The sequence below is a fragment of the Sphingopyxis terrae subsp. terrae NBRC 15098 genome (assembly GCF_001610975.1).
GTDB classification, from domain to species: domain Bacteria; phylum Pseudomonadota; class Alphaproteobacteria; order Sphingomonadales; family Sphingomonadaceae; genus Sphingopyxis; species Sphingopyxis terrae_A.
In genome coordinates this window covers 3572365-3591901 of sequence record NZ_CP013342.1, presented here as the reverse complement: position 1 = coordinate 3591901, position 19537 = coordinate 3572365, and the positions used below count along the sequence as shown (strand labels likewise).

Below are 19537 nucleotides of genomic sequence, written 5' to 3'. Positions count from 1 at the left end.
ATGGATGTGAATAATATCAGCATCAGTCAGGCCTGGTCCTATGCGACCAGCTTTTTCAGCGGCCGTGCCGCCGAGCATGCCATCGCGCTGATCGGCGTCGGCATCGCGGTGCCGCTGATCCTGCAACTCGCGCTCGGCGGCGGCATGGCCGCCTTCGATCCGGCGCGGATGACGAGCGGGGCAGGGGCTTTCGCCGCGTTCAGCGGTTTTGCGATGCTGCTGGGCCTGGTCAATTACATCCTCCAGACGGGCAGCTATTTTGCTTCGTGGCGGTTGGGCTTTAGCGATGGTCAGGAAAATGTCGGGGGGGCCCTCGGCTATGGGCTGGTCGCCGCGCTGCCCGTGCTGCTTTTCACGGCGGCGATCCTCTTCGTGATCGGCATCATCGGTTTTCTGCTCTTCGGCGGCGCCTTTGCGCCGGCGCTGCTTCGCGGCCGCCAGCCGAGCGAATCGGCGCTGGCAGGGATGGGCTTCGCGATGTTGATCCTCGTGCCGCTGTTCCTGCTGTTCATCGTCTGGCTCGCGGCGCGGCTGTGCTGCACCGGGCCGATCATGGCCGACAAGCGGACCTTCAACGTCCTGACCGGCCTGTCCGAATCGTGGCGGATCACCGGCGCGGCGCAGTGGAAGATCTTTGCCTATTTCATCCTGCTGGGCATCGCCTTCCTGGTGATCGCGATGATCCTTGGCGCGGTGGTCGGCTTTTCGGTTTTTGCGAGCGGCGGGATGCCGGGCGCGGGATCGATGGTCGGCCTGATCGTCGGCAGCATCGTGATGAGCATTCCCGTCGCCTATCTGCAGGTCGGGATTCCGGCGGGCATCTACCGCGCGCTCGGGCCCGTCGATGCGGGCAGCGTATTCGCCTGATCGACGGTCAATATCGCAAGATTCAGGGGCGCCCGCAGCCGACGCGGCGCCCCTTTTTCGTCAGCTCCATTTGGCGAGCGGCGGCAGACTCATCAGGATCGCGTCGATATTGCCGCCGGTCTTGAGCCCGAACAGCGTGCCGCGGTCGTAGACGAGGTTGAATTCGGCGTAGCGACCGCGCCACACCAGTTGCTCCTCGCGCTCGGCTTCGGTAAAGGGCTGGTCCATCCGGCGCCGCACGATATGAGGGAAGATGTCGAGGAAGGCCTCGCCCACGGCGCGGGTGAACTCGAAATTGCGGTCGAAGCCTGCATCGTCGGCGCATTCGAGATGATCGTAGAAGATCCCTCCGACGCCGCGATGGACGCCGCGATGCGGGATATAGAAATAATCCTCCGCCCATTTCGAATAGCGGGCATAGGCATCGGGACCGAAGGGCGCGCAGGCGGCGCGCAGCCGCGCATGAAAGGCGTCGGTGTCCTCGGCATAGGGGATGGGCGGGTTGAGGTCGGCACCGCCGCCGAACCAGCGCCTAGTCGTCGCGAGAAAGCGGGTGTTCATATGCACCGCCGGAACATGCGGATTGGCCATATGCGCGACGAGGCTGATGCCGGTGGCGAAGAAGCGCGGGTCGCTTTCGGCGCCGTTGATCGACTGGGCGAAATCGGGCGCGAACTCGCCCGCGACGGTCGAAACATTGACCCCGACTTTCTCGAAAACCTGGCCGGTCATCACCCCGCGCACGCCGCCGCCGCCTTCGCCCGCCGCAATACCCTCGGCCTCGCGGTCCCACGGCGTATAGGTAAAGCGCGCGTCGCTGCCCGCCTCGGCCTCGATCGCCTCGAACGCGGCGCAGATCCGGTCGCGCAGCGACTCGAACCAGTCGCGCGCCGCCTGTTGCTGGGGATCGAGCGAAATCATGACGCAAAGCCTTTCGTCTGCCGGAGTGCCTCGGCCAGCGCGATGCCAGCCGCGACCGCGACATTCAAGGACCGAAAGCCCGGCCGCATCGGAATCGCGACCCGCGCCGCCGCGGCGGCATGGACATGCGCGGGGACGCCCGACGACTCCGCGCCGAGCAGCAGCACGTCGCCCTCTTGAAACACGAAATCGGGCAGGGCGGTCGCGCCCGCGGTGGTCATCAGCACCAGCCGCCCGCCTTCGGCCCGGTTCCAGTCGCCGAAGCCCGCCCAATCGGCGTGCCGCTGCACATTGGCGCGCACGGCATAATCCATTCCGGCGCGGCGCAGTGCCTGGTCGGAAAAAGGAAAGCCGCACGGTTCGATGATGTGCGCGCGCGCGCCGAGACAGGCCGCGGTTCGCAGGATGGTGCCGACGTTACCGGCGATGTCGGGCTGAAACAGGGCGATTTGCATCGCTCCGCCTTAGCTTCGCGCGCCTGCGGAATCGAGAGGGGGCAACATAGCGGTCACAAAGCGGAAATTGCCTGTTGGCAAGGCTGTTGTGTGCGGCTATCAGGCCCGCAATTCCCGGAGGGGCCGCCGGGATTTGCGACGCTTTGCGCGCGTAAAACGGGGTGGCCAGTTTTCCGAGAACCATTGTCAGTTCACCCAGCGCAAGGGCAATCGAATGGCCAGTGAATCCAATCTTAACGCCGGCATCGAGGATGGCGTGCGGCGCCGGGACTTCATCAATATCGCGGCGGTCAGCTTCGCGGGTGTTGGTGCGGCCACCGTCGTTTTGCCGCTGGTGAACCAGATGAATCCGTCGGCGGACGTGCTGGCGCTGTCGTCGACCGAAATCGACATTTCCGCGATCCAGTCGGGTCAGGCGATCAAGACGAGCTGGCGCAAGCAGCCGGTGTTCGTCCGCAACCTGACGCCCGTCGAAATCGCCGAGGCGAAGAAGGTGCCACTGAGCGATCTGCGCGATCCGCAGACGCTCGACGAGCGCACCAAGCCCGGCAAGGAAAACTGGCTGATCACGCTAGGCGTCTGCACCCACTTGGGCTGCGTGCCGCTCGGCGCCGCCGAGGGCGAGCCGCGCGGCGATTATGGTGGCTATTTCTGCCCGTGCCACGGTTCGCACTACGACACCGCGGCGCGTATCCGCAAAGGCCCGGCGCCGAAGAATCTGTTCGTGCCGCCTTATGAATTCAACAGCGACACCGTCGTGACGATCGGCTGAGGAGCGAGATAAGATGAGCTTTCCCTGGGCCAAGAACTATGAACCCCAGCAGCCGCTGATGAAGTGGCTCGACGCGAAGCTGCCGCTGCCGCGTCTCGTTTATAATGCGATCGGGGCCGGCTATCCGGTGCCGCGCAACCTCAACTATTTCTGGAACTTCGGCGTCCTCGCCGGGGCCGCGCTCGCGATCCAGATCATCACCGGCATCGTGCTGGCGATGCATTATGCCGCCAATGCGGGCGTCGCGTTCAACTCGGTCGAGCATATCATGCGCGACGTGAACGCCGGCTGGTTCCTGCGCTACGCGCATATGAACGGCGCGAGCATGTTCTTCATCGTCGTCTATCTGCACATCTTCCGCGGCCTTTATTACGGTTCGTATAAGGCGCCGCGCGAAATGGTGTGGCTGCTCGGCGTCGTGATCTTCCTCCTGATGATGGCGACCGCCTTCATGGGCTATGTCCTTCCCTGGGGCCAGATGAGCTTCTGGGGCGCGCAGGTGATCACCGGCTTCTTCTCGGCGATACCCGCCGTGGGCGAACCGATCCGCGTCTGGCTGCTCGGCGGTTTTGCGCCGGACAACGCCGCGCTCAACCGCTTCTTCTCGCTCCACTATCTGCTGCCCTTCGTGATCGCGGGCGTCATCATCCTGCACATCTGGGCGCTGCATATCCCGGGCTCGTCGAACCCGACCGGTATCGAGGTGAAGGACGAACAGGACACCGTCCCCTTCCATCCCTATTACACCGCGAAGGACGGTTTCGGCCTCGGCGTGTTCCTGATGATCTTCGTGGCGCTGACCTTCTTCAGCCCGAACCTGCTCGGTCACCCGGACAATTATATCCCGGCGAATCCGCTTTCGACGCCGGCGCACATCGTTCCCGAATGGTATTTCTGGCCGTTCTACGCGATTCTGCGCGCCTTCACCTTCAACTTCCTGTGGATCGATGCGAAGCTGTGGGGCGTCATCGCGATGTTCGCGGCGATCGCGCTGCTCTTCTTCCTGCCGTGGCTCGACAGCTCGCCGGTGAAGTCGTCGAACTATCGTCCGCTCAACCGCATCTTCTTCTGGATCCTCGTCGTCGACGTGTTCATCCTGGGCTATTGCGGCAAGAGCCCGGCGGAGCAGCCCTATGTGATCCTCAGCCAGCTGTGCGCGGCCTATTATTTTGCGCACTTCCTGATCATCCTGCCGATCATCTCGCGGATCGAACGGCCGCTTCCGATGCCGAATTCGATCACCGAGGCGGTCCTCGCCAAGAATGCCGACGCGTCGTCGGCCCCGGCAACGGCCTGAGCGCCGGACTTTTATAGGAGCTGATACAGCCATGGTTCGTCCGCTCGGATTTCTCGTCGGCCTGGGTTTCATCCTGGCGCTGCTGTGCGCGATCTTCACCACGCCGCTCTCGAACGAGCCCAACGCGGTGCATGAATTCCACAAGCACCCGCGCCACCTCGCGCTCGCCAGCGACGGCATGTTCCCGCATTGGGACAAGGCCCAGCTGCAGCGCGGGATGCAGGTGTACAAGGAAGTATGCTCGGCCTGTCACAGCCTGAATCTCGTCGCGTTCCGCGACATCGCCGAACTCGGCTATACCGAGGGTCAGGTGAAGAGCTTTGCCAAAAGCTATGATAATATCCCGTCGATCAACCCCGACACGGGCGAGCCGGCGACCCGCACCGGCCTGCCGTCGGATCACTTCCCGGCGCCCTATGCGAACGAAACCGCGGCGCGCGCGGCGAACAACAATGCGCTGCCGCCCGATCTTTCGCTGATCACCAAGGCGCGCGAAGACGGCAAGAATTACGTCTATTCGCTGATCACCGGCTTCCAGAACCCGCCGGCGAACCTGCCGAAGGAACTGCAGCCGGCGACCGGCCTGCACTACAACCCCTATTTCGCGAACCTCAACCTCGCGATGGCACCGCCGCTGGCCGATGGTCAGGTGACCTTCGCGGACGGTTCGCCGAACGACCTCAAGAGCATGGCAAAGGACGTGACCGCCTTCCTTGTGTGGACGGCAGAACCCAAGCTGGTGAAGCGCGTGTGGACCGGCTGGGCCGTGTTCCTCTACCTTCTGATCTTCACCATCCTTGCCTATCTGTCGTACCGGAACATCTGGGCCGGCAAGGAACATTGAGGATTGGGGACGCGGGCATAGCGAAGGGCGGTCGAGGATGATCGCCGTTCCGCCGCGTCCCGACCTCGACCTTTCGGGGCTGGTGCGCACGATCCCCGATTTCCCGAAACCCGGGATCCAGTTTCGCGACATCACGACATTGATCGGCGACGCGGCGGGCTTTTCCGAAAGCGTCCGCCGCCTGGCAGACCGCGCGGCCCGCTATCGCCCCGACCTGATCGTGGCGATAGAGGCGCGCGGTTTTCTGTTCGGCGCGGCGATGGCGACCGCGCTCGGTATCGGGCTGGTGCCGGTGCGCAAAGCCGGCAAGCTGCCCGGCGTGACCATCGGCGTCGACTATGAACTGGAATATGGCACCGACCGGCTCGAGCTGCACGAAGGCGCCGTCACCGAGGGCCACCGCGTCGTGCTGGTCGATGATCTGCTCGCCACCGGCGGGACCATTCTCGCGACCGCCGAATTGATGCGCAGCGTCGGCGCCGACGTCGCCGCGGCGCTGTTCGTCATCGACCTTCCCGACCTTGGCGGCTCGCAGCGGCTCGAGGCCGCGGGCCTCGCATGCGAAACGCTGATCGCCTTCGACGGCGATTGAGGTGCGGCGGATTTGAAGTGGTCAGTGGACGGATCATATCTTAGGCTGTTGATGATGCCGATGAATGTGAGACGCTACGGGGAGAGGTCGCGCTACCGGATTGGTTCGGCAGCGCTTGTAGCAATTACTGGCGTTGCTTTAGCGTCGGCAAATATCGGCCGGCATTCCCGCGTGGTTTATCTTTCTCGTTGCAGTCGTTGCCGGGATTGCCCTGACGATAATGACTTATCATCGCCTTCGCGATGCGAAGCTATCCACTGCGTGGTTGCTTTTGATGATCCTCCAGTTTGGCATCGGACCAACATGGCATCTTTCGGATCATGTAGCTTTCAACATCGGCGGATCAATCATCAGCTTGGTGCCAGTGATATTCGGATGGATCGTGCCCCGAGAGGCGGATCAAAAGATTGAGCTAGAGTCTGCTTAAGGGCCGATTCCAGTCATATCCCACCGCGCCGCAACGCGGCTTCCCTCCAAAGAAAAAGGCCCGCGTCCGGAGACGCGGGCCCATCGCCCTTTGGGGGTGGCGGGTGCTTCAGAAGGGCACCCAGCTCTGTTTTTTGCGGAATTTCATATAGCCGATATTGGCGCCGAGCCGCGCGCCGACGCCGACGCGGATCGGGATGAGGACTACGTCGCCGCGCCGCAGATAGCTCGCATTGAAGCCGCCAATGAGATAGGCGGCGCCTTCGCCCGCCGGATAACGTTTGTAGAGATCCTCGCTGTCGAACAGATTGTAGACCAGCACGAAGGTGTTGCCGGCATTGGCGCCCGCGTCGAAGCCGATCGAGGGACCGGTCCAGTAGACGGGGCGTTCACCCTCGATCTTGTGGTACAGTGTGCCCGATCCGTAGCGCAGCCCGATACCAAGCGCGCCGCCAGCTTCGCGGCCGACGATATAAGCGTTGGGCTCGCCCTGCTTCTTCAGAATATCTTCGATGAGGCCGGCGAGGCCCTGCGCGCCCTTGCCGAAGACGCCTTCGGCGGCGCCGATCAGATCGTCTTCCTTGTATGTGGTGCCATCGGCGGCCGTCGTTCCCGTTGCAGGCGCAGCGGTGGTCGTGCTCGCGTCGGGTGAGGTGACCGAATATTGTTCGGCACCGGTCGCAAGGTCGCTGTCGAGCGACGGGTCGCTGGTCGTCGTGGCGGGGGGGGGAGGCGGCGGGGGCGCCGGATTGTTGAGGTCAGAATCGATCGCCGTATTGGGATCGACCGATGTCATCTGTGCGTGCGCCGCCGGCCCGGCGAGCATCAGCCCGATCGAGGCGAGAGCCGCAACGGCAAGATTGGTGAGCGCATTCCGCATATAATCCCCCAAAAATCGGCGGCTTCGGGCGCCGCAAGCCGGGTTAACCATGACTCATCCTGTCGGCGCGGCAATGAACGGGCGATGACTTGAGTCGATTTTGCGCCGGACCGAATCATTTCCACCGACCAATAGGGGAATAAGTGACAAAAAGGCCAATGTTAGGCGTTGCGGGGCGGGATCGGTCTGGCTATAGCGCCCGCTCAGGCCAACCTGCCGTTCGCGCGGCAGACCATGCGGAGACGTGGGTGAGTGGCTGAAACCAACGCTTTGCTAAAGCGTCGTACGGGGAACCGTACCGAGGGTTCGAATCCCTCCGTCTCCGCCACCTCTTCCTTCCATCTGTCTCGAGCAGCTCGCGGCGGTCGCCCGCGGCTGCGGGCATGCGCGCAAATTTCGCCCGCTTATCTATTGTAAATGCGAATCGTTCGCGATAGTGAGGGCCAAATTTCAAGGGCCTCTCTCCTCCATGCACGCACCGACCCCAACGCGCACGCCGACCAAGAAGAGCCGCCGCGCCTTCTGGCTCAAACAGCTTCACATGTGGCACTGGATGAGCTCGGCTATCAGCCTGATCGGGCTGCTGTTGTTCGCGATCACCGGTTTCACGCTGAACCATGCCGCCGATATAGAGGGGGCACCGCGCGTCGCCGAGCGTAGCGCGCAATTGCCGGCGTCGCTGCTCGAAGCGCTGGCGGCGGCGGACCCGGCGGACGGCAAGAGGACGCTCCCCGCGCCGGTTGCGGCGTGGGTCGAGGCGAATTTTCCGGTCCGTGCGGGCGAAGCCGAATGGTCCGCCGACGAGGTCTACATGGCCGCGCCGCGTCCCGGCGGCGATGCCTGGGTCGCGATCGATCGCGCGACGGGCGCCGCCACCGCGGAAATCACCGACCGCGGCTGGATTTCCTATCTCAACGATCTGCACAAAGGGCGCAATTCGGGCGGCGCGTGGAGCCTGTTCATCGACATATTCGCCTTTGCCTGCCTGGTGTTCGCGCTGACCGGGCTTGTGCTGCTTCAGCTTCATTCGGCCAAGCGCAAGAGCACCTGGCCGCTCGTCGGCGCGGGGGTGGCGATCCCCGCCACCATCGCGATCCTCTTCATCCATTAAGGAGATGCCATGCAAACCGAGTTTCGATCCGTCCTGACCGGCGCCTCGCTGGGGCTGGGCGCGGCGCTGTCGGCGCCGGCGCTCGCCGCCGATCCGGGGATGATGGAGGTCAGCGTCACTATCCCGCAGATCAAGGTCGCCGAATATCATCGGCCCTATGTCGCCATCTGGGTAGAGAAGGCCGGCGCGCCCGCGAGGACCGTCGCGATCTGGTACGACCATGACATGAAGAATAACGAGGGCACCAAATGGCTGCGCGACGTGCGGCAGTGGTGGCGCGCCTCGGGCCGTTCGATGCGTTTTCCGGCCAATGGCGTGACGGGTGCGACGCGCGCGCCGGGCACGCACAGGATATCCTTCAGCCGCGCGCAGCTCGGCGCGCAGGCGTCCGGCGACTATGTCCTGGTGATCGAGGCTGCGCGCGAAGTCGGCGGGCGCGAGTTGCTGCGCATTCCGTTCCGCTGGCCCGCCAAGGCCGGCGCCGGGGGGCGCGCGGCGGGCAAGGCCGAACTTGGCACCGTTTCGATTTCCTTCCGTTGATCCAGAGAGGACCGATCATGAAGACCCGATTGCTGATCGCCGCGAGTGCCGCGCTGGCCCTTTTCGCCGCAGCGCCCGCGCAGGCGCACCGCCAATGGATGCTGCCGTCCTCGACCGTGCTGTCGGGCGACGATGCGTGGGTGACGGTCGATGCCGCCGTTTCGAACGACCTGTTCTATTTCGAGCATCAGCCGCTGCGGCTCGACGCGATGAAGGCATGGGCGCCCGACGGCAGCGAAGCGCCGATCGAGAACAAGACGACCGGCCGCTATCGCAGCACCTTCGACGTGCATCTGACGCAGAAGGGGACGTGGCGCATCGCCTCGGTCGCCGACATGCTGATGGGCAGCTATGATCTGGACGGCAAGACCGAACGCCTGCCGCGCGGGACGACGGCGGCCAATCTGGCCGAGCGCCTGCCCGCCGGGGCGACCAATGTGCGAACCGCCGAGGCGAACAACCGCAACGAGATTTTCGTGACGGTGGGTGAGCCGACGACGACGCTGTTCGCCCCGACCGGCAAGGGGATCGAGCTGGTGCCGGTGACGCACCCCAATGATCTGTTCGCGGGCGAAACCGCGACCTTTCAGTTCCTGCTCGACGGCAAGCCCGCGGCGGGCCTGCCCGTCACGGTGATCCCGGGCGGTATCCGCTACCGCGACCAGCTGGGCCAGATGGACCTCAAGACCGGTGCTGACGGCAAGGTCGCGATCAGCTGGCTCGAACCGGGTATGTACTGGCTCAACGTCACCACGCCGCAGGCGGAGCGCGAAGAGGGCGAGGGCGGCCCGCCGCCGCTTGCCCGCCGCGCAAGCTATGTGACGACGCTCGAGGTCATGGCGCCCTGACCGACCGGATATTGATCCCCCGGGCGCTGACGCCGGCCGCCTTTGCGGCGCGCCGTCCGGGGGTGCCGGTCCGGAGCTTTTCGGGACGGACAATGGGCACGAGCTGGTCGTTGCAGGTGGTCGACGCACCGGCGTCGGCGGGCGAAAGCGTCCGGCGCGCGCTCGATCGCGTCGTGCGGCAGATGAGCCAGTGGGAAGCGGAATCGGACCTGTCGCGCCTGAACCGCGCGCCCGCGGGGGAATGGCACGCGATCCCGCCCGAATTTGCGCGCGTGATGGCTGCGGCGACCGCGATCGCCGAAGCGAGCGGCGGCGCGTTCAATCCGGCGCTGGGGCTGCTGACCGAACGCTGGGGCTTCGGTGCGGCGGGGCCGGTCGCTGCGGTGCCGGAGATCGCACCGCCCGATGCACCGCCTGACATTGCCTTCGATGCCGCGGCGGCGCGCGTCCGGCGCGGGACGGGGGCGGCGCTCGACCTGTCGGGGATCGCCAAGGGATTCGGCGCCGATCTTGCTGCCGAGCAGCTGCTCGCGAGCGGGGTGCGCCATTTCCTGATCGAAGTCGGGGGCGAATTGCGCGGCGAGGGGCTGCAGCCCGACGCACAGCCCTGGTGGGTCGATGTCGAGCCGCCGCCCGGCCAGTCGCTCGCGCCCTGGCGGCTCGCGCTGCACGACCTGTCGGTCGCGACCTCGGGCAATTACCGGCGCGGCTTTACCGACGGCTGCCGCCATTATTCGCACAGCTTCGATCCGCGCAGCGGGCGCCCGCTCGTCAACGGCGTGGCGTCGGTGACGGTGGTGCATCGCAGCTGCATGATCGCCGACGGCTGGGCGACCGCGCTCACCGTCGTTGGTCCTGAGCAGGGCATGGCGCTTGCCGATGCGCAGGGTCTTGCGATGCAGATGATCGCGGACGGCCGCGAATATGTCTCGCGTGAGTGGCGCGCGATGCTGGATTAGGAACGCCAGGCCTTCAGGCGTCGGCCCATTGGCGCAGCAGATTGTGATAGACGCCGGTCAGACGGACGACGGTCGGATCGCCCTGACCCATTGCCGCGGCGGCGCCCTGAACCCCCAGGTCGAGGTCGAACAGCAGGTTGCGCTGCGCCTGATCGCGGATCATCGACTGAATCCACATGAAACTGGCGACACGGACGCCGCCCGTGACCGGTTCGACGCGGTGAACGGTGCTCGACGGATAGAGGATGAGGTGGCCGGCGGGGAGCTTGACGCCGGGCGCATCGGCCATGCCGTCGATGACCAGGCCTCCGCCTTCATAGCTGTCTGGGTCGGCCAGAAACAGCGTCGCCGACAGGTCGCTGCGAATCCGGAAATCGGTGCCGCGGCGCATCCGCACGGCATTGTCGATATGATCGCCGAACGCCTCGCCGCCCGAATAGCGGTTGAAGAAAGGCGGATAGATTTTGAGCGGCAGCGCCGCCGCCATGAACAGCGGCGAGCGGCCGAGCGCGTCGATCACCATCCGGCCCGCCTCGACCGCCGCGTCGCCGAATTCGGGAAGCTGCTGGTTGCGCTTGGCCAGTGCCGCCTGCGGTCCCGACGTCTCGTTGCCGTCGATCCAGTCGGCGCGGTCGAGGATGGTGCGGAGCGCCTTGACGCCCTCGGCATCGATGAGGTCGGGAATGATGCGGATCATGCGCGTTACTAAGCCGAAAAGCCCGGGCGCGGCAATCGCCGCGCCCGGGGTTGCAATCAGAATTGGTAGAAGAGGCTGAGGACCGCCGAGCGTTCCTCGCCGGGCGTCGCCCAGCCGCCGGTGACGACGCCGGTGGTGCTGTTCACATTGTTGCGCACGCCGGTGTAATAATCCTCGTTGGTCAGGTTCGACACATTGAGCTGCGCCACCAGGCCGTTGCCGAATTCATAGGACACGAACGCGCGGTGGATCAGATAATCGTCGACGAAATATTGCGAGCGCTGCGCCATGTTGCGCTGGCTGGTCGCAAAGCTGCCCTGATAGGTCAGGCCATAGCCAATCTGCAGCCCGAACGGCAGCGTGTAGGTGGTGAACAGGCTGCCCGAATGTTTCGGGGTCTGGATCAGCCGGTCGCCCGCCTGCGGATCGGGCAGCGCGGCGCTGTTGGTGCAGGTGCCGCCGCCGGGGTTGGCGATGCAATAGTCCGACACGCTCTGCCGCACCGTTCCGTCGAGATAGGTGTAATTGGCGAAGATCGACCAGTTGGGCGTGATCGCGCCGGTCAGGCCGAGCGCGAAGCCGTCGACGCGCGACTTGCCGTCGAGCACCTGCAGCGAGCTGGGCAGTGAGGCGTCGTTCGACGGCACGCGGTAATTGCTGCGTTCGTTGCGGAACAGAGCGGCGGTGAGCAGCAGCTTCTTGTCCATGAGCTCGGCCTTCGCCCCGATCTCGTAAGTGCGGCCGGTTTCGGGCGCGACATCGCAATTGGTGCCGCAGCCGAGCCGGACCGTCGCCGACGACGGCGTCTTGCTGTTGCCATAGGCAGCATAGAGGCTGACATTTTCGACCGGGTGGAACACCGCGCCGACGCGATAGGAAAAGAGATTTTCGTCGCTTATCTGGTCGGCGCCGCGGGTGTAGACCGCGCCGGTTGCGGGCGTCGTTATGGTGTCCGCGCGGAATTTGGCGCGCGAATTTTCATAGCGCAGCCCGGCGTTCAGTTCGAACATCGGCAACAGCTCGAGCGTGTCGAAGGCGTAAATCGCCCAGCCGCGCGTATCGCCATAGCTGTTGCCGGTGCGGACATAATTGACCGGGCCCGACCAATAGGTGTCGGGGTTCGACAAGCTGATCGGTCCCTGCACGGGATTGGGCGTGGCGCCGCCCGCGTTGCGCAGCAATTGCGCAACCTCGATCGAATAATCCTCCTGGCTCAGCGAGCCGCCGATGACCAGCGTGTTGTGGATGCCGCCCTTGGTACCGCTGACGATGGTGAGGTCGGTCTGGTTGTAGAGCAGTTCGTTTAGCTGATCGCGGACCAGTCCGCGCGGTCCGGCGGGGTAATAATTGCCCGGCATATCCTGGCCGCTGGGGCAGGGGACGCCGACGGTCGCATCGGGCGCCGCACCGATCGGCTGCAGGCCACTGGCCAGGCAGAAGACACCCTGCGGCGCGCTCGTCTGGCTATCTTGGTGGACGCGCTGCCAACGCGTGAGGTTACGGATCGACACGGCATCGCTGAACGCGTGGCGGAAGGTTGCGGTGAAGCGGTCGACCTTGGTCTTCTGTTCGTCCAGATTGACGATGCCGAAATAGGAGCTGTCATCGACCCCCGGCAGCGGGCCATCGTTCACGCCGCTCAGGAAATAGGGGACGCCATAGATCGGCGTGTTGTCGTCATCCTGGTGAATATAGGCGAGGGTCAGGCTGGTGTCGCTGTCGACGCCGATGGTGATCGATGGCGCCACGCCCCAGCGCTGATAGGATTCGACGTCGCGGCCGGGCACGTCATTTTCATGATACATGGCGTTGAGGCGCACCGCGATCAGCTCGCTGAGCCGCCAGTTGCTGTCGACCGCCGCCCGATAATAATTGTCGGTGCCTACCGCGGCCTGCACCGTCGTCGCATCGCGCGCGAAGGGAATCTTGCTGACGAGATTGATCGTTCCGCCGACGCTGCCCGATCCGTTGAAGACCGAGTTGGCGCCGTTGTAGACTTCGATCTGCTGGAGGTTGAACGGGTCGGTCCGGCTGTACTGTGCGCTGTCGCGCACGCCGTCGACGGTGATGTCGTTGCTCGCCGAATAGCCGCGCAGGTTGATCGAATCGCCATAGCCGCCGCCGCCTTCGCCCGCGCCGAAGGTGATGCCCGGAATCGTCGAAAGCGCGTCGCGCAGCGTGAGCAGATTCTGCTGCCTGATCTGTTCCTCCGACACCACGGTCACCGTCTGCGGCGTGTCGACGATCGGCGCGGTCGATTTGGGCGTTTCCACCGCGACGCCATTGGTGCCGGTGACGATGATATTTTCCCGATAGCCGGGCGCATCCTGCGCATCGTCGGCGGTCGCGGCAAGCGCGGGCGCGCTGACGAGGCTGCCGACGCAGGAGAGAGCGAGGAAAGAAACAGGCTTCACGGTGTTACCCCCTTATGGTTGTTGTTGGGGGTCCGCTATTGAGAGTCGTTCGCAGAGTCAACAATAATGCGAATCGTTCGCGATAATGTCGAGACTTTGTCGCAGGTGGCGGTAGTGATCGGGGTGTGGCTTCGCCTGCGGGGCGGTGACTAGCGCCGTGGCTCGAGCCACCAGCTCTGCCGCCAGCCATAGGGGCTGGCGACGGGTTCGCCGCGCGCATTGGTCGCGGGCCGGAAGCGAAAGCGCGCCTCGATCAGCCGGCACGTGGTCGAATCGAGCGAGGCATCGCCGCTCGATCGGCTGACCCGGCATCCGCTGACGCGGCCGCTGGCCTCGATGGTGAAGCGTACTTCGACGACCCCGCCGATATGCGCGCGGCGCGCCTCACGGGGATAGTCATTATCTTCGATCGTTCCGCTGCGCCACACGGCGCGCGTGCCGCCGCCGGTTCCGCTGCCTGCACCGCCGGACCCGGTGCCGTCGCCGCGTCCGCCCGCGCCCGATCCGGGGCCCGGGGTTGGGGTCGCGCCCGCCGATGGATCGCTGCCGCTGCCGGGCTGCGGTGCCGCCGCGACCGGAGGCGGCTCGGGCGGGACGATCCGGGGCTTGGGCGCTGCGACCGCCGCGGCCTTGGCAAAGCGGTTCGCCGCCGACGCCTTGCCGCTCGCCGCGTCGCTTTTCGCCGGAGCGGGGGTCGCGGGTGTCGGCGGAGGTTTCGGTGCGGGGAGCGCGATGGCGCTGATCGCCTCGCCGGCCTTGCGGATTACCGCAATGTCGAGGCTGCTGACGAGCGCGGCGCCGACCAGCAGCGCGGCCAGGGCCGCGCCGCCGCCTGCCAGGGCGCGCTGCCGCGCCGGAAGCTGTCCGCTATATGCCATCGCCCGATCCCGGCGCGCGCCCATCGCGCGGCTTCGGGGCCAATATTAGAGGAAATCGTCTAGCGTGGACATGAACCGCTCGAACTGGTCGTGGTGCAGCCAGTGGCCGGCGTTCTCGAACTCGATGACCTGCGCGGACTTGAAATGTGTGATCCGACCGTCCTTCGCCGGGTTCGACGCCCAGCTGTTGGCGCCATAGAGCAGTAGCGTCGGGCATGTGATTTCCGCCCACAGCGACGCGATTTCGTCGTGCGACAGATCGAAAACCGACCAGATGTTGAGATAATTGTCGAACTTCCAGCTCCACGTCCCATCCTCGTTGCGGCTGACGCCGTGGATGGTCAGGTGACGCGCCTGTTCGGGGGTCAGATAGGCATTTTCGCCCATCATCCGCGCCAGCGCATCGTCGAGCGTCGGATAACGGCGCGGCGAACGGCCCGCCGCCTGTCGTTTGTCGTCGATCCATTTGCGGAACCGGTCGGCGACCGGGGTTGCGAGGCGTTCGGCGATCAGCTTGGGCGAGGGGCCAAGCCCCTCGATCGCGACGAGCTTGGATACGGTGTCCGGATAGAGCCCGGTGTAGCGCAATGCGACATTGCCGCCCATCGAATGCGACACGATCGTCACCGGCGACAGATCGAGCTGGTGGATGAGCTGCGCCAGGTCATAGACGAAGGCGTCCATGTCGTAATTGCCGTCGGGCGACCAGGCGCTGTCGCCATGGCCGCGCAGGTCGGGCGCGATGACATGATAGCGATCGCGCAGCTTTTCGGCGACCCAGTCCCAGTTGCGGCAATGATCGCGCCCGCCATGCACGAGAAGCAAGGGCGGCGCGTCGGCATTGCCCCAATCGACATAGTGCAGCTTCAACCGCTGCGAGATGTAGGAGTGCGACGTGGGGCCACTTGCCATCTGATCATCCTTGCTGTCTGGTTGCGTTTCAAAAGGCGACCGAATCCGATCCGTCAACCCCGCATGGGGCGGCGGCGCGGGGCGAAGGCGCTGAAACAGCGAAGGGAAGAGTGAGGCCATGACCAGTTTTCGCGACAATCTGCTCGCCGGCAAGACCGCTTTCGTCGCGGGCGGCACGAGCGGCATCAACCTTGGCATTGCCAAGCGTTTTGCCGAATTGGGCGCGCGCGTTGCCGTCGCGGGGCGCGATCCCGACAAGGCGCGCCGCGCCGCCGACGAAATCGGCCATGACGCGATCGGGCTGTCGGGCGATGTGCGCGATTATGGCGCGATTCGCGGGGTGATGGAGACGGTCGCGGACAAGTTCGGCCCGATGGACATCGTCATATCGGGCGCCGCGGGCAATTTCCTCGCGCCGGTGCTCGGCATGTCGGCCAACGCCTTTCGCACCGTGGTCGATATCGATCTCAATGGCACCTTCAACGTGTTTCGGGGCTGCCACGATCTGCTCAACAAGCCGGGTGCCTCGCTGATCGCGATCACCGCAGGGCAGGCGGTCAATGCCTCGGCGCTGCAGGCGCATGCCTGTGCGGCGAAGGCGGGGATCAACCAGCTCGTGCGGGTGCTGGCGCTCGAATGGGGCCCCGATGTGCGCGTCAACGGCATCTCGCCGGGACCGATCGCCGACACCGAGGGCATGAAACGGCTCGCGCCCGACGACGCGACGCGCGAGGCGCATTATGCCCGCATCGCGATGAAGCGCTGGGGCAAGGTTTCGGAGGTCGCCGAATCGGCGGTTTTCCTCTGCTCGCCCGCCGCGAGCTATATCACCGGAACGATCCTCGACTGCGATGGCGGTAGCCAGGTGGGCGACGCATCGCGGCTCGACCTGGCGCGCGGCATGGCCTGAGGCTCGCCGCGAGCGCTGCCGTCAGTCGCGGCTCTCGACCCGGATGACCGCCGTCATCGGCAACGTGCCGTACAGGTGTGGGAAAAGCTGGCCGCCGCGCGACTCTTCCCAGCGCACCGCCTTGCCGAGCTGCGCGAGGTCGACCTCGGCGATCACCAGCCCCTGCTGCCCGGCAAAATGTTTGGCGAGCGTTTCGGCAAGCTGCTCGGCGGTCGACATGTGGATATAGCCGTCGGCATGGTCCACGGGGGCGCCGTGGAACAGGCCTTCGCGCTCGAAATCCATCCACTGGTCGGCGGTCAGCACCTTGAAGGCGGTGCCGGCGGTCATTCGCCGGCGCCGTCCGGTCCCGCGTCGGTGGTCCCGCCGGCGACCGCTTCCGTTGCCTCCGCCGGGGCGTCGGCCGCATCGAGTGCTTCGTCCTCGCTATCCTCGATCAGCGCCGCCGATACGACATGTTCGTCCTTGGCAACGTCGAACAGCCGCACGCCCGCCGATCCGCGGCCGATGACGCGCAGGCTGTCGAGCCCCATGCGAATGAGCTTCGCCTGATCGGTCACGAGCATCAGCTGATGCGCCTGCGTTGCCGGGAAGCTCGCCACGACGGGGCCGTTGCGGCCGATATTGTCGATATTGGTGATCCCCTGGCCGCCGCGACCGGTGCGGCGATATTCATAGGCGGAGGACAGCTTGCCATAGCCGTTGGCGCAGATCGTCAGGATGAACTGTTCGCGTGCGGCGAGCTCGTCCATCCGGTCGGCCGGCAGCGTCGGCGCGTTTTCATTGTCTTTCCACGGGGCGGCGCGCAGATAGGCTTCGCGCTCCTCGCTGCTGGTGCCGACGCGGTGGAGGATCGAGAGCGAGATCACCTCGTCGCCGTCGGCCAGACGCATACCGCGCACGCCGGTCGAATTACGGCTCTGGAATTCGCGCACATCGTCACCGGCGAAGCGGATCGCCTTGCCTTGCCGCGTCGCGAGCAGCACATCGTCGCTTTCGTCCAGCAGCGCGACGCCGATCAAGCGGTCGTCTTCGTCCTCGCCTTCGAACTTCATCGCGATTTTGCCGTTCGACGGAACGTTGGTGAAAGCGTCCATGCTGTTGCGACGCACGCTCCCCTTCGCGGTCGCGAACATGACGTGGAGCTTGCCCCATTCACCCTCGTCCTCGGGCAATGGGAGGACGGTCGAGATCGTCTCGCCCTGCGCGAGCGGGAGCAGGTTGATCATAGGTCGGCCGCGCGTGGCCGGCCCGCCTTCGGGCAGGCGCCATACCTTCATGCGATAGACCTTGCCCGCGGTGGAGAAGAACAGCACCGGCGTGTGCGTCGAGGTGACGAACAATTCGGTGACGACATCCTCGTCCTTAGTCGCCATGCCGGCGCGGCCCTTGCCGCCGCGACGCTGGGCGCGGAAGGTGTCGAGCGGGGTGCGCTTGATATAGCCGTCGAGGGTGACGGTAACGACCATCTCCTCGCGCTCGATCAGATCCTCGTCGTCGATGCCATCGGCGGCGGGGGCGACGAGCGTCTTGCGCGGGGTGGCGAATTCGTCGCGCACCGCGACCAGCTCTTCCCGCATCACGCCATAGAGTTTGACGCGGTCGGCGAGGATCGAAAGCAGTTCCTCAATCTCGGTCGCCAACTCGCCGAGTTCCTTGCCGATTTCGTCACGACCGAGTGCGGTCAGACGATGCAGGCGGAGGTCAAGGATCGCCTTCACCTGTATTTCGGAAAGACGATAGGTCGCGGTGTCCTCCATCTCGCCCTCGATCGCTTCGACGAGGCGGATATAGGGCGCGATTTCGCCGATCGGCCATTCGCGCGCGAGCAGCGCTTCGCGGGCCGCTGCGGGCGAGTTCGAGCCGCGGATGATGCGCACAACCTCGTCGAGATTGCTGACCGCGACGACAAGGCCGAGCAAGATGTGCGCCCGGTCGCGCGCCTTGGCGAGTTCGAATTTGCAGCGGCGGGTGATGACCTCTTCGCGGAAGGCGATGAAGGCCGAAAGAATATCCTTCAGCCCCATCATTTCAGGGCGGCCGCCACGGATCGCGAGCATGTTCGCGGGGAAGCTCGACTGCGCCGGGGTGTGGCGCCAGAGCTGGTTCAGAACGACCTCGGCGGTGGCGTCGCGCTTCAGCTCGATAACGACGCGAACGCCCTCGCGGTTCGATTCGTCGCGGATGTCGGCGACGCCCTCGATGCGCTTGTCGCGCGCCGCCTCGGCGATCTTCTCGACGAGTCCGGACTTGCCGACCTGAAAAGGAATGGACGTCAGAACTATCGATTGGCGGTCGTTCCTGCCTTCCTCGATGATATGCGTCGCACGCATCATGATCGAGCCGCGGCCGGTGGCATAGGCGTTGCGCGCGCCGCCCTGGCCGAGCATCATCGCGCCGGTCGGGAAATCGGGGCCAGGGACGATCGCCATCAGTTCTTCGAGGGTGATGTCCGGACCGCCCTCGAGCTGGCGGTCGATCATCGCGAGCGTCGCATCGACGACTTCGCCAAGATTGTGCGGCGGGATGTTGGTCGCCATGCCGACCGCGATACCGCCCGCGCCGTTGACGAGAAGGTTCGGGAAACGCGCCGGGAGCACCGTCGGCTCTTCGCGGCTCGCGTCGTAATTGGGCTGGAAGTCGACGGTATCCTTGTCGAGGTCGTTCAGCAGCACCATCGCGGTCTTGGCAAGGCGCGCTTCGGTATAGCGCATCGACGCCGGCGGATCGGGGTCCATCGAGCCGAAATTGCCCTGGCCGTCGATCAGCGGCACGCGGAGCGACCAGTCCTGCGTCATGCGGGCGAGAGCGTCGTAGATCGCGCTGTCGCCGTGCGGGTGGTAGTTACCCATGACGTCGCCAACGATTTTCGCCGATTTCTTGTAGGGGCGGCCGGGAATGAAGCCGCCTTCCTGCGCCGCATAGAGGATGCGGCGATGCACCGGCTTCAACCCGTCGCGCACGTCGGGCAGCGCGCGGCTGACGATTACGCTCATCGCGTAATCGAGGTAAGACGTCTTCATTTCGTCGACGATGTTGATCGGCGAAATGCCGTCGTCGGACGGCGGCAAATGCGTATTTTCTTCGGTCAAAGCCCGGCCTTCTGTTGCGCTATCGGGAGATGCTTCGGGCCTAGCCCATGACCGGTGTCTTTGCCAGCGATTCGGTGCCTTTCAGCGTGATTTTTTCGTGGCTCGGCAACGTTTTTGCGCGG

Annotated in this window: 19 protein-coding genes and 1 tRNA gene; 11 read left to right on the top strand and 9 right to left on the bottom strand. The window is 65.1% G+C overall.

Annotated features, from left to right (window positions below):
- The first annotated feature begins 6 nt into the window (after positions 1 to 6).
- Positions 7 to 867 (top strand): hypothetical protein, encoded by an 861-nt coding sequence (locus tag AOA14_RS17065; protein WP_202988314.1) that lies wholly within the window; start codon positions 7 to 9, stop codon positions 865 to 867.
- A gap of 60 nt (positions 868 to 927) precedes the next feature.
- Here AOA14_RS17065 and hemF read toward each other — a convergent pair whose 3' ends face one another.
- On the bottom strand, positions 928 to 1788 hold the full coding sequence (gene hemF, locus AOA14_RS17060) for an oxygen-dependent coproporphyrinogen oxidase (protein ID WP_062902660.1): 861 nt from the start codon (positions 1786 to 1788) through the stop codon (positions 928 to 930).
- The gene (locus AOA14_RS17055; RefSeq protein WP_062902659.1) at positions 1785 to 2243 is read right to left on the bottom strand and encodes a tRNA (cytidine(34)-2'-O)-methyltransferase; all 459 of its coding nucleotides are present in this window, start codon (positions 2241 to 2243) and stop codon (positions 1785 to 1787) included. The genes hemF and AOA14_RS17055 overlap by 4 nt, the downstream gene beginning before the upstream one ends.
- Before the next feature lie 214 nt (positions 2244 to 2457).
- Between AOA14_RS17055 and petA the strand changes: the two genes are divergently transcribed.
- Genes petA through AOA14_RS17035 form a run of 4 tightly spaced genes read left to right on the top strand, consistent with a single transcriptional unit; the run spans position 2458 to position 5748 of the window.
- Positions 2458 to 3015, top strand: coding sequence for a ubiquinol-cytochrome c reductase iron-sulfur subunit (gene petA / locus AOA14_RS17050; RefSeq protein WP_003050479.1), 558 nt, complete (start codon positions 2458 to 2460; stop codon positions 3013 to 3015).
- A gap of 13 nt (positions 3016 to 3028) precedes the next feature.
- The gene (locus AOA14_RS17045) at positions 3029 to 4312 is read left to right on the top strand and encodes a cytochrome b (RefSeq protein ID WP_062902658.1); all 1284 of its coding nucleotides are present in this window, start codon (positions 3029 to 3031) and stop codon (positions 4310 to 4312) included.
- Positions 4313 to 4343: 31 nt separating this feature from the next.
- Entirely contained in the window at positions 4344 to 5156 is an 813-nt protein-coding gene (locus AOA14_RS17040; protein WP_003050484.1) for a cytochrome c1, read from the top strand.
- Between the two features lie 37 nt (positions 5157 to 5193).
- Positions 5194 to 5748 carry an adenine phosphoribosyltransferase gene (locus AOA14_RS17035; RefSeq protein ID WP_062902657.1) on the top strand — a complete coding sequence of 185 codons (555 nt, stop codon included), beginning with the start codon at positions 5194 to 5196 and terminating at the stop codon, positions 5746 to 5748.
- A 535-nt stretch (positions 5749 to 6283) separates the two neighbouring features.
- Here AOA14_RS17035 and AOA14_RS17030 read toward each other — a convergent pair.
- A complete protein-coding gene (locus AOA14_RS17030; protein ID WP_062902656.1) occupies positions 6284 to 7054 on the bottom strand; it encodes a DUF1134 domain-containing protein in 771 nt (256 codons plus the stop codon).
- A 238-nt stretch (positions 7055 to 7292) separates the two neighbouring features.
- Between AOA14_RS17030 and AOA14_RS17025 the strand changes: the two genes are divergently transcribed.
- The 5 genes from AOA14_RS17025 (at position 7293) to AOA14_RS17005 (ending at position 10512) form a co-directional block, all read left to right on the top strand.
- Positions 7293 to 7382 (top strand) — tRNA-Ser (locus AOA14_RS17025).
- A gap of 141 nt (positions 7383 to 7523) precedes the next feature.
- The gene (locus AOA14_RS17020) at positions 7524 to 8165 is read left to right on the top strand and encodes a PepSY-associated TM helix domain-containing protein (RefSeq protein WP_062902655.1); all 642 of its coding nucleotides are present in this window, start codon (positions 7524 to 7526) and stop codon (positions 8163 to 8165) included.
- 9 nt (positions 8166 to 8174) lie between these two features.
- Positions 8175 to 8705: a DUF2271 domain-containing protein gene (locus AOA14_RS17015; protein ID WP_062902654.1), complete on the top strand. Its 531-nt coding sequence runs from the start codon at positions 8175 to 8177 to the stop codon at positions 8703 to 8705.
- Positions 8706 to 8722: 17 nt separating this feature from the next.
- Positions 8723 to 9553, top strand: coding sequence for a DUF4198 domain-containing protein (locus AOA14_RS17010; protein WP_062902653.1), 831 nt, complete (start codon positions 8723 to 8725; stop codon positions 9551 to 9553).
- Positions 9554 to 9564: 11 nt separating this feature from the next.
- Entirely contained in the window at positions 9565 to 10512 is a 948-nt protein-coding gene (locus AOA14_RS17005; protein ID WP_062902652.1) for an FAD:protein FMN transferase, read from the top strand.
- A gap of 13 nt (positions 10513 to 10525) precedes the next feature.
- Here AOA14_RS17005 and AOA14_RS17000 read toward each other — a convergent pair whose 3' ends face one another.
- From AOA14_RS17000 to AOA14_RS16985, 4 genes are all read right to left on the bottom strand, one after another.
- A complete protein-coding gene (locus tag AOA14_RS17000) occupies positions 10526 to 11209 on the bottom strand; it encodes a Fe2+-dependent dioxygenase (protein ID WP_062902651.1) in 684 nt (227 codons plus the stop codon).
- 56 nt (positions 11210 to 11265) lie between these two features.
- Positions 11266 to 13623 carry a TonB-dependent receptor gene (locus tag AOA14_RS16995; RefSeq protein ID WP_062902650.1) on the bottom strand — a complete coding sequence of 786 codons (2358 nt, stop codon included), beginning with the start codon at positions 13621 to 13623 and terminating at the stop codon, positions 11266 to 11268.
- A 149-nt stretch (positions 13624 to 13772) separates the two neighbouring features.
- A complete protein-coding gene (locus tag AOA14_RS16990; protein WP_238929685.1) occupies positions 13773 to 14501 on the bottom strand; it encodes an energy transducer TonB in 729 nt (242 codons plus the stop codon).
- Between the two features lie 45 nt (positions 14502 to 14546).
- A complete protein-coding gene (locus AOA14_RS16985) occupies positions 14547 to 15413 on the bottom strand; it encodes an alpha/beta fold hydrolase (RefSeq protein ID WP_062903237.1) in 867 nt (288 codons plus the stop codon).
- A gap of 118 nt (positions 15414 to 15531) precedes the next feature.
- Here AOA14_RS16985 and AOA14_RS16980 point away from each other — a divergent pair, with 118 nt between their 5' ends.
- Positions 15532 to 16323 (top strand): SDR family oxidoreductase, encoded by a 792-nt coding sequence (locus tag AOA14_RS16980; protein ID WP_062902648.1) that lies wholly within the window; start codon positions 15532 to 15534, stop codon positions 16321 to 16323.
- Between the two features lie 21 nt (positions 16324 to 16344).
- Here AOA14_RS16980 and AOA14_RS16975 read toward each other — a convergent pair whose 3' ends face one another.
- Complete coding sequence (locus AOA14_RS16975) at positions 16345 to 16653, bottom strand: DUF952 domain-containing protein (RefSeq protein WP_058811416.1); 309 nt, start codon at positions 16651 to 16653, stop codon at positions 16345 to 16347.
- Positions 16650 to 19415 (bottom strand): DNA gyrase subunit A, encoded by a 2766-nt coding sequence (gyrA, locus tag AOA14_RS16970; protein ID WP_062902647.1) that lies wholly within the window; start codon positions 19413 to 19415, stop codon positions 16650 to 16652. The genes AOA14_RS16975 and gyrA overlap by 4 nt, the downstream gene beginning before the upstream one ends.
- Between the last annotated feature and the right edge of the window lie 122 nt (positions 19416 to 19537).

Coding starts and splice junctions, on each gene's coding strand:
- AOA14_RS16990 (WP_238929685.1), bottom strand. CDS start 14,501: ATGGCATATAGCGGACAGCTTCCGGCGCGGCAGCGCGCCCTGGCAGGC.
- AOA14_RS16980 (WP_062902648.1), top strand. CDS start 15,532: ATGACCAGTTTTCGCGACAATCTGCTCGCCGGCAAGACCGCTTTCGTC.
- AOA14_RS17010 (WP_062902653.1), top strand. CDS start 8,723: ATGAAGACCCGATTGCTGATCGCCGCGAGTGCCGCGCTGGCCCTTTTC.
- AOA14_RS17030 (WP_062902656.1), bottom strand. CDS start 7,054: ATGCGGAATGCGCTCACCAATCTTGCCGTTGCGGCTCTCGCCTCGATC.
- petA (WP_003050479.1), top strand. CDS start 2,458: ATGGCCAGTGAATCCAATCTTAACGCCGGCATCGAGGATGGCGTGCGG.
- AOA14_RS17040 (WP_003050484.1), top strand. CDS start 4,344: ATGGTTCGTCCGCTCGGATTTCTCGTCGGCCTGGGTTTCATCCTGGCG.
- AOA14_RS17045 (WP_062902658.1), top strand. CDS start 3,029: ATGAGCTTTCCCTGGGCCAAGAACTATGAACCCCAGCAGCCGCTGATG.
- AOA14_RS17000 (WP_062902651.1), bottom strand. CDS start 11,209: ATGATCCGCATCATTCCCGACCTCATCGATGCCGAGGGCGTCAAGGCG.
- AOA14_RS17035 (WP_062902657.1), top strand. CDS start 5,194: ATGATCGCCGTTCCGCCGCGTCCCGACCTCGACCTTTCGGGGCTGGTG.
- AOA14_RS17015 (WP_062902654.1), top strand. CDS start 8,175: ATGCAAACCGAGTTTCGATCCGTCCTGACCGGCGCCTCGCTGGGGCTG.
- AOA14_RS16975 (WP_058811416.1), bottom strand. CDS start 16,653: ATGACCGCCGGCACCGCCTTCAAGGTGCTGACCGCCGACCAGTGGATG.
- AOA14_RS16985 (WP_062903237.1), bottom strand. CDS start 15,413: ATGGCAAGTGGCCCCACGTCGCACTCCTACATCTCGCAGCGGTTGAAG.
- hemF (WP_062902660.1), bottom strand. CDS start 1,788: ATGATTTCGCTCGATCCCCAGCAACAGGCGGCGCGCGACTGGTTCGAG.
- AOA14_RS17055 (WP_062902659.1), bottom strand. CDS start 2,243: ATGCAAATCGCCCTGTTTCAGCCCGACATCGCCGGTAACGTCGGCACC.
- AOA14_RS17020 (WP_062902655.1), top strand. CDS start 7,524: ATGCACGCACCGACCCCAACGCGCACGCCGACCAAGAAGAGCCGCCGC.